Origin of the sequence: Paraburkholderia guartelaensis (assembly GCF_004353905.1) — a bacterium.
Classification (GTDB): Bacteria; Pseudomonadota; Gammaproteobacteria; order Burkholderiales; family Burkholderiaceae; genus Paraburkholderia; species Paraburkholderia guartelaensis.
The window spans coordinates 45,537-54,000 of sequence record NZ_SMOD01000049.1; the positions used below are offsets into that span (position 1 = coordinate 45,537).

At 60.6% G+C, this 8,464-nt stretch carries 7 protein-coding genes and 1 pseudogene; 6 read left to right on the forward strand and 2 right to left on the reverse strand.

The features are described 5' to 3' along the window. The first annotated feature begins 42 nt into the window (after window positions 1-42). Window positions 43-1,389, forward strand: a complete 1,347-nt coding sequence (ugpB, locus tag E1N52_RS37205; protein ID WP_133189333.1) for a sn-glycerol-3-phosphate ABC transporter substrate-binding protein UgpB — start codon at window positions 43-45, stop codon at window positions 1,387-1,389. 117 nt (window positions 1,390-1,506) lie between these two features. Here ugpB and E1N52_RS37210 read toward each other — a convergent pair whose 3' ends face one another. After that, the gene (locus E1N52_RS37210) at window positions 1,507-3,363 is read right to left on the reverse strand and encodes an acyl-CoA dehydrogenase (protein WP_133189336.1); all 1,857 of its coding nucleotides are present in this window, start codon (window positions 3,361-3,363) and stop codon (window positions 1,507-1,509) included. A 106-nt stretch (window positions 3,364-3,469) separates the two neighbouring features. After that, the gene (locus E1N52_RS37215; RefSeq protein WP_246089389.1) at window positions 3,470-3,769 is read right to left on the reverse strand and encodes a helix-turn-helix domain-containing protein; all 300 of its coding nucleotides are present in this window, start codon (window positions 3,767-3,769) and stop codon (window positions 3,470-3,472) included. Between the two features lie 45 nt (window positions 3,770-3,814). Here E1N52_RS37215 and E1N52_RS37220 point away from each other — a divergent pair, with 45 nt between their 5' ends. From E1N52_RS37220 to E1N52_RS37240, 5 genes and pseudogenes are all read left to right on the forward strand, one after another. Beyond that, complete coding sequence (locus tag E1N52_RS37220) at window positions 3,815-4,162, forward strand: hypothetical protein (RefSeq protein WP_205965730.1); 348 nt, start codon at window positions 3,815-3,817, stop codon at window positions 4,160-4,162. Continuing rightward, window positions 4,159-5,793, forward strand: a complete 1,635-nt coding sequence (locus E1N52_RS37225) for an alpha/beta hydrolase (protein WP_133189342.1) — start codon at window positions 4,159-4,161, stop codon at window positions 5,791-5,793. Before E1N52_RS37220 ends, E1N52_RS37225 begins: the two co-directional genes overlap by 4 nt. 101 nt (window positions 5,794-5,894) lie before the next feature. Then, complete coding sequence (locus E1N52_RS37230; RefSeq protein WP_133189344.1) at window positions 5,895-6,866, forward strand: T6SS immunity protein Tli4 family protein; 972 nt, start codon at window positions 5,895-5,897, stop codon at window positions 6,864-6,866. A gap of 554 nt (window positions 6,867-7,420) precedes the next feature. Beyond that, entirely contained in the window at window positions 7,421-8,134 is a 714-nt protein-coding gene (locus E1N52_RS37235) for a hypothetical protein (protein WP_133189346.1), read from the forward strand. A gap of 88 nt (window positions 8,135-8,222) precedes the next feature. Beyond that, window positions 8,223-8,464: pseudogene (locus tag E1N52_RS37240) on the forward strand (IS256 family transposase); the annotation flags it as partial.

Genomic DNA, 8,464 nt, shown 5'->3' on the forward strand with positions numbered 1-8,464 from the left:
GCATCCGTCGGGACAACGATCAATAACAGGAAGAAGACCCAGATGAAAAAGCACGAGATACAACGCGCAGGTTCGCGCGGCCGCTTGCGCGCGCTGATCGCCGCCGTGGTGCTGGCGGGCGGCGCGCAAGCCGCGCATGCCGCCACGGAAATCCAGTTCTGGCACGCCATGGAGTCCCAGCTCGGCGAGCGCGTGAACGCGATCGCGGAGCAATTCAACGCGTCGCAAAGCGAATACAAGATCGTGCCCGTCTTCAAGGGCACCTATGACCAGACGCTCGCTGCCGGCATCGCGGCTTATCGCAGCGGCGATGCGCCCGCCATCCTGCAGGTGTACGAAGTCGGCACCGCCACGATGATGAACGCAAAGAAGGCCGTGCTGCCCGTGTACGACGTGATGAAGACCGCCAGCGTGCCGCTCGACGAAAAGGCCTTCGTGCCGACGATTGCGAGCTACTACAGCGACGCGAAGACGGGCCATCTGGTGTCGATGCCGTTCAACAGCTCGACGCCGGTGCTCTACTACAATCGCGACGCCTTCAAGAAGGCCGGCCTGCCCGACGCGCCGCCGAAGACCTGGCCCGAAGTCGCCGAAGCCGCCGCGAAGCTCAAGGCCTCGGGCATGAGCTGCGGCTTTACCACGGGCTGGCAGGGCTGGATCCAGATCGAGAACTACAGCGCGTGGCAAGGCGCACCGATCGCGACGCGCAACAACGGCTTTGACGGCCTCGACGCGCAACTCGAAATCAACAAGCCATTGCAGGTCGCGCATATCGCCTTCCTGCAGAACATGGCGAAGCAAGGCACCTTCACCTATGTGGGCCGCAAGGATGAAGCCACCGCCAAGTTCTATAGCGGCGACTGCGGCATCATGATGGGCTCGTCGGGCGCGCTGGCGAACGTGCAGCAGTATGCGAAGTTCAAGTTCGGCACCGGCATGATGCCGTACGACCCGAGCGTGAAGGGCGCGCCGCAGAACGCCATCATCGGCGGGGCGAGCCTGTGGGTGCTGGGCGGCGAGAACCCCGAGGTCTACAAGGGCGTGGCGAAGTTCCTCGCGTACCTGAGCTCGCCGGCCGTGGCTGCAAAGTGGCATCAGGACACGGGCTATCTGCCGGTGACGAAGGCCGCGTACGAACTCACGCAGCAACAGGGCTTCTACGCGTCGCATCCGGGCGCCGATACGGCCACGAAGCAGATGCTCAACAAGCCGCCGCTGCCGTGGACCAAGGGCCTGCGCCTTGGCAACATGCCGCAGATCCGCACGATCGTCGACGAGGAACTCGAACAGGTGTGGACGGGTGCCAAGACGCCGCAGCAGGCGCTCGATTCGGCCAACTCGCGCGGCAACGACCTGCTCAGGCGCTTCGAGCAGCAGGCGGCGAACTGACGGTCCAACGCACGTGAAGTGATCCGATGCCTCGGGCGAGGTATCGGGCAGCGCCCCAGAAGGCCGACACCAGTCCGGTCTTTTGGGGCGTTTTGCTTTCGCGCCGTGTTCGCGGCTTTAGAACCACGCGTCCTGCATGTCGAGCGTAGTGCGGTCGAGCGAGGCGAGCAGATCGAACTGCGCGCCTGTTTTCGGCAGCTCCCATGCGAAGAAGTAGGCGGCGGCCGCGAGCTTGCCACGATAGAAGTCCGCCTCCTCGCCGCTTGCCTGAGTGGGCGCTGCGAGCGCCGCGCGTGCCACGAGCGCCTGTTCGAGCCACACCCAGGCCAGCACCACGTGGCCGAACGCTTCCAGGTACACCGAAGCATTGGCGAGCGTCACTGCCGGGTCGCCTGCTGCCCACAACCGCCGCGTGACTTGCGTGAGCCGCTCGAGTGCGGCAGCGAGCGCGCTTGCGTGGGCGGTCTCGTCTGCCGCGCCCGAAGCGCGTGCGCGTTCGAGCGTAGCCTGGACGCGCTCCACGAAGATCTTGAGCGCCGCGCCATCCTTGATGACGACCTTGCGGCCGAGCAGGTCGAGCCCCTGAATGCCGTGCGTGCCTTCGTGGATCGGATTGAGACGGTTGTCGCGATAGAACTGTTCGACGTTGTATTCGCGCGTGTAGCCATAGCCGCCGTGCACCTGGATGGCGAGGTCGTTGGCCGCGAGACACCACTGCGAAGGCCAGCTCTTGGCGATGGGCGTGAGCAGGTCCAGCAGCAGCGAGAGCGGCTCGCGCGCCGTGCCGCTGGCGGCATTTGCTTCGTCCACGAGTTTGGCGCACCAGAGGTTGAGCGCGAGCGCGCCTTCCACATAGCTCTTTTGCGCGAGCAGCATGCGGCGCACGTCGGCGTGCTCCACGAGCCTCACTTGCGGCGAAGCCGGATCTTTGCCCGCCGCGCCCACGGGACGCCCCTGCGGACGGTTGCGCGCGTAATCGAGCGCATGCAGATAGCCGGTGTAGCCGAGCATCGTCGCGCCGAGCCCCACGCCAATGCGCGCCTCGTTCATCATGTGGAACATGTACGCGAGCCCCTGATGCGGCTCGCCCACGAGATAGCCGATCGCACCCGCGCGGCCGCCCGGCGTGTGCTTCGTGCCTTCGCCGAAATTCAGCAGGCAGTTCGTCGTGCCGCGATAGCCCATCTTGTGATTGAGGCCCGCGAGCACGACGTCGTTGCGCTCGCCGCGCGAGCCATCTTCGTTCACGAGGTACTTGGGCACGACGAACAGCGAGATGCCTTTGACACCCGCAATGAGCTTGCCGTCGGGACCGGGAATCTTCGCGAGCACGAGGTGCACGATGTTCTCGGAAAGCTCGTGCTCGCCGCCCGAGATCCACATCTTGTTGCCACGCAGACGATATTGCGCGCCGAGCGGGGAATCGCATTCGAAGTCGGCGCGCGTGGCGACATCCGAAAGCGACGAACCCGCTTGCGGCTCGGAAAGGCACATCGTGCCGAAGTAGCGGCCTTCCAGTTCGGGGCGCACGAAGGTGTCGATCTGCTTTGCGCTGCCATGCGCGAGCAGCAGGTTCGCGTTGCCGATGGTGAGAAACGGATAGGCGCTCGTGCCGACGTTCGCACCCTTGAACCACGCGAAGCCCGCCTTCTCGACGACGAGCGGCAACTGCATGCCGCCGTATTCGTAGTCCTGGCCGGCGGCCATCAGGCCTGCGTCGCTGAACGCCTTTAGCGCCGTCTTCACCTCGGGGATGATCGTGACCGTTTCGCCGTCGAAGTGCGGCTCGTGCTGATCGTTCTTCTTGTTGTGCGGCGCGAAGAGGTCAGTGGCGATCTTCTCGCAGGTGTCGAGCGCGGCGTCGAAGGTCTCGCGCGTGTGGTCGGCGTAGCGCGGAATGCGCGTGAGGCTTTCGACATCGAGCCATTCGTAGAGCAGGAAGTTCAGATCGCGGCGGGAAAGGATCAGCGACATGGCGGAACGGTCTCGCATCTTGAGAGGAGAAGGCGCCTAGCGTACCTAAAATAGTACGATCGTGCTATTGGTAGTTTCTCCAGCGACGCAGCGACCCAGCGCGGCCTTACGGCTCGCCGCTCAGGTATCGCTGCGGCGACACGCCCATGACACGCTTGAACATCGTCGAAAACGCCGTGGGGCTGCCGTACCCCAGTTCGTAGGCGACGCGCGTGACTGACTCGCCCCGGTTCAGCCGGGCGACCGCCTCGATCAGGCACGCTTGCTCGCGCCAGGCAACGAAGCTGGTTCCCAGTTGTTCGCGAAAGTCGTCGGATGAAGGAAGACTTGTATCAGCGCTGCAGCACACATCGGTGAAGAGACGCGTACTGCCGATGCCGTGATTCCAGTCACAGAGCGACGACATGTACTTGATTTCCGACAAGAACATGTAAATCAGGAGTGCAAATGGATGTATCACTATCGAGCCAAACGAAGAGCTCCTTCTAAAATGAGGTGGATCGTACGTCCGAATTGCATCGGCTGGTATCGAGGATGGAGCGAAATCAACCGGACTATCAAATCGACGGCCTTCAGCCGCCAGGGGCACAGTTCACTCGCGGAAACCGTCAACAACGGGAAGTATGCGCCTTTCGACGACGAGTACACCTTGAAGTGGGTCTACAACCAGAAGTTCTCGATTATTCGCGACGACGGCAGCGTTATCCAGGGCTCGACAGATGCAGCGGGCAAGACTGGGCTGCAGCACGGCCAGGCTGCTGAGAGCTTGCGCCTTCGGCTTGACGGTGATCCCGCGTGATCCTGATCGCGCGCAAAACGCTGGACGCCAATTTTGCTTCGACCAAGGAACTCCTGGACATGGCCACAACTGAACGTATCATCCCGGCGACCATAGCGGACGACGGATCTGCCCACTACGCCTCCGTCATGTCAAAGCCTGACGACAGCACTGCTGTGTGCTACATGGTCCCCAATCGGGTTATTCCCGTGATCTTCGTTCCGGGGGTCATGGGAAGTAACCTCATAGCGATTAAAGGAATAAACAAGGGAAGTCCCGTCTGGCTGGTAAACGGTGGCGCGGGTGCCGCGAAGGCATGGTTATGGCGCGGCCCGGAGACCCGGAAGCAAAAGCTCGATCCGAAGACTACAGACGTCTACGAAGGTGGTGATATTCCGTCCGGGACCGCGCAGAGTGTGGCGGAACTGCGCCGGCGAGGCTGGGGGGCGGTGGCGAAGATGAGTTATGGAACGTTCCTTCCCTTCCTGGAAAATGCTCTGAACGATGCGCATGAGTGCAAGGCTGGTTTCCGGGCGGGCCTCATGAAAGAACTTGTGGCCGAGGCACCGGGCGTGAGTGTGCTGTCACACGATGAAGTTGCGCTGTCATACAAGTATTACATGCCGGTTCACGCAGTCGGATACAACTGGCTGCAATCCAACTCGGACTCGGCAAAACATCTTGCGGCCAAGATCAAAGAATTTACCGACTACTACAAAAAGCAGAACAAGCTCTGCGAGAAAGTCATTATTGTTACCCATTCCATGGGTGGGCTGGTGGCGCGATATTACTCGGAAGTCGATGGGCATCGTGACAAGGTACTCGGGATCGTCCACGGTGTGATGCCAACAACGGGGTCGGCAACAGCCTACAAGCGTGTCACGACGGGCAGCGAGGGGTCTGCTGGCCGAGTCCTCGGGCCGGACAATTCCACGATGACCCCGGTTTTTGCGCAGTCTCCGGGACCGCTGCAACTGCTTCCGGCCGTGGAGTACGGGATGGGGTGGCTCAAACTGCGGAACGGCAAGGAACAGACCTCACTGCCAGTGACCGATCCCTACTCGGAGGTATACCTGCAACGTGGGCAGTGGTGGAGTTTGGTCAATGACAAGCTGATCAACCCGATGGATCCGGCGAAGAAGAACATCGACGCGGACTGGGATGCATATACGTCATTGATAAATGACGATGTGCAGCCATTCCATGAAGCGATGCGGGGAAAATTTCATCGCGCCACCTATGCGTTCTACGGCAACGACGAGAAGCACAAGACCTGGGGTGATGTGGTCTGGGAGAGCAAGCTGAATCCGGTGCTGAAGTGGACCGATTCATATGCGAAGGTCGACCACCTCGAAAATGGACAGGTACTACAGGACAGTGGGACTGGTAGCCAGTCACTGCTCCAGCGCAGTGGGCGCGACCCCATCAATATGCAATATAACCTGATGCCGCCCTCAGAGAACGGCGATGGAACGGTTCCGATCCGGTCCGGTCGTGCGCCTACGGGGCAATCCGGTGTGCAGGCCTGTGTGGCCTATCCGGGGGTTGACCACGAGGGAGCGTACAAGAATCGTCCACAGCACTACTTCGCGTTATGGGCTGTCACCAGGATTGTTTCCAACGTCAAGGGCACAGTCCTGGAATACAAGTGATGACCCTCCGAGCAAACAAATGGCTTTTATTGCTTCCATTGCTGGTGGTTTCCGCCTGTGGACGCCAGCTGGCCCCCCTGACCGAGCAGGAGAAACATCACATGAGTGAACTGACCCAGAATCTGAAACCGTATTGCGTGGGGCGGTATCTGATTGACATGCCGGCCGATGTGCTGGTGTCGGGCGATGCGACGGTGCAGGGCGTGATGATCGATTCGGAAGCAATGACGCATGAAGCGTATCTGCAGGAGATTGCGAGCCGCCAGGCGGAGCTCCGGGGGACGAAGAGTATCGACCCGTATCCTTTTCTTTACGCAGATGGTGAGGTGGAGGGTCCGAATACGCACTACTTCATCCATCGGGGTAATCGGAGCATCGGACCTGGCCGTCGCGTTTTCGAGGCGTACAAGTGGGATCATGGGTATCGATTCAAGTTGGGAATAGATGGACATGATTACCTCCATCCCGATCAAACGAGTAAGCCTTATATCCAGGCGTTGGATGTGAAGAATGATGTCCCGATGAAGACGGCCCTCATATTCGACCTTGTCAAAAGACTACGTTGGCGCAGCGAGGATGAAATACCCACGGAACCTGGACTTTGTTTTCTTGGTGCCTTTCTTCCTGGAAAAGCAACGGACAAGGAAGATGTCGGGGCACAGTTTGTGTTTCCCAACAACCGGGACGTGAGTCTTGGACTCGAGAGCAATTCGAGCATTCGTGAACCCAACACGCTCCTGCAGCGCGGTGATCAGATCAATGCCGGCCTGAGGTCCATGAAGGAGGGGCGAGCCATACGGAAAGGTGCCGTCAAGTTGCAAGGAATTGATGCTGAAGAATGGCTCATCGTTGGGGAGACAGATCTGGAAGTGCCAGGGAGCATGTTTACCCTTGAGGCGAACTCGATGACGAGCAGTGCGCAGTCGCCGTTGCTGACGATGGATTTTAATACGGGTTCGCCCAATGCCTTTATGCAGGATCGCATCAAGGCTGCGTCCATGAGCGAGAGCGAAGCCGTCGCCGTGTGGGATATTGTGTCCCGCACACTTCGTCCGCGGCCGAACGGTTTCTGAGGGAGTGCCAATGCCAGTTGACTTCGCAAGCCTGCCCCCTGAGGAGCCTGTACCGATAACCCACCATCGCGTCTACGCTGGACGATTGTCTTTTTCCTGATCGTGATCGTCGGCGCTTTCGTCGTGCTGTTTGTCTGGCCAAAGGGCGAACCAACCCAGACGCCCTGGTTCTGGACCTGCGTGACGGTTTATCCGTACGGGGTGGCCGCATTCGTGGTCTTGCGGCGCTATAGCTTTTACGAGGGCCGCCGGCTGGACGCCATCGTGTGAAACAACGCCCGTGAAGACTAAGTGACCGACGTGTTTGCGCAGGCCAGTCGTCCGCTCGGCGTTTTTGCCGCGCCCACGCGAGGTTTGCCAGTGAGGCGAGCGAAGACGCGATTGGAAAATTGCTGGACGGGTAAGTCAAGCTTGAAGCGCGGACGGTTCTGAAGCCCGACACGGCCCCGGTCAACGCGCGTTGGTTCGAGTCGCCTGACAGAAACAAGGATAGGATCCGGCTCAGGAACGACGGCGAGCGCCGACGGTATGTCCTCGCACGGGCGTTCAGCGAGGTGACCGACGCGGTCGCGGAAGCGGTACGTTCGTTGCCACCAGACTTGGGGTTGAAGGTCCAGTTGATGCTATCGGGCATGGTCGACACGGACGAGTCGCTGGCGACCTGGAGCAGGCAATGGGTATGGTCGGATCAGGCTGCAGAGAAACGCGCGCTCCTCGAGATCGAGCGTGCGCAGGCCGAGATCCCGTCCCCGCAGACACAACCGGCGGACTTTCGCCATCAGACGGTTATGCTGGACGGGCGATTTGATGCAATGCGGGCGAGCCACGCTGTACAGGCGCAGGAGCTCGAATTCCTGCGGTGGAACGCGTCCGGTCCGGGCAGTGCGGCACGGCAGTTTCCGCGACGCGCGGCCCGGCAATGCGCCGGTCCCTGTGAAAGCTGTCCGCAAGTCCGGCGTGAAGTTATGAGTCGTACAGGACGCAGTCGGCGGAAGGCGGCCTGCCCGAAGATCGGTGTGTTGATGCGTTACGAAGCGCGTGTGGTGCGGGTAGTGGCTGAAGCGCGCGGTCAGTGGGCGATCATCAAATCACTTGGCGAAGACGGACGCGCCTTCCGGATCTTGCGCGTCGTCAATACACGTTTCACACGCTCAAACAACTGGGGCTCGAGCCAAATACAAAGAGGAAGTGCGATCAAAACGCTGCAAACGTTTGCAAATACTTGTCTTTTAAAGGGTTTCCTGAAGTTTCCCCATTTGCTGCCGTAAACTCGTGCGCGGGTCCCGATTTTCTTGTCGAGCCGGGCCTGTCATAAATTTTGTGTGTAAGGCATAACATGTAGCTCAAGGAGCATGTATGCCACGCAAACCCAAGACGTCCCCCGAGGCCCTGACGGCGTTGCCGTCCATTCCGAAGGAACTGATCGACCAGTTCGTGAAGGGGCCGATGACGGCCGAAGCGGTGCATGCCGCCTCAGCGGCGTTCAAGAAGGCGCTGATCGAGCGGGCGCTGGGCGCCGAACTTGGACACCATCTGGGCTATCCGGCCGGCGCCGTGCGGCCCGAGAACGCGACCAACCAGCGCAACGGCAAGAGCGG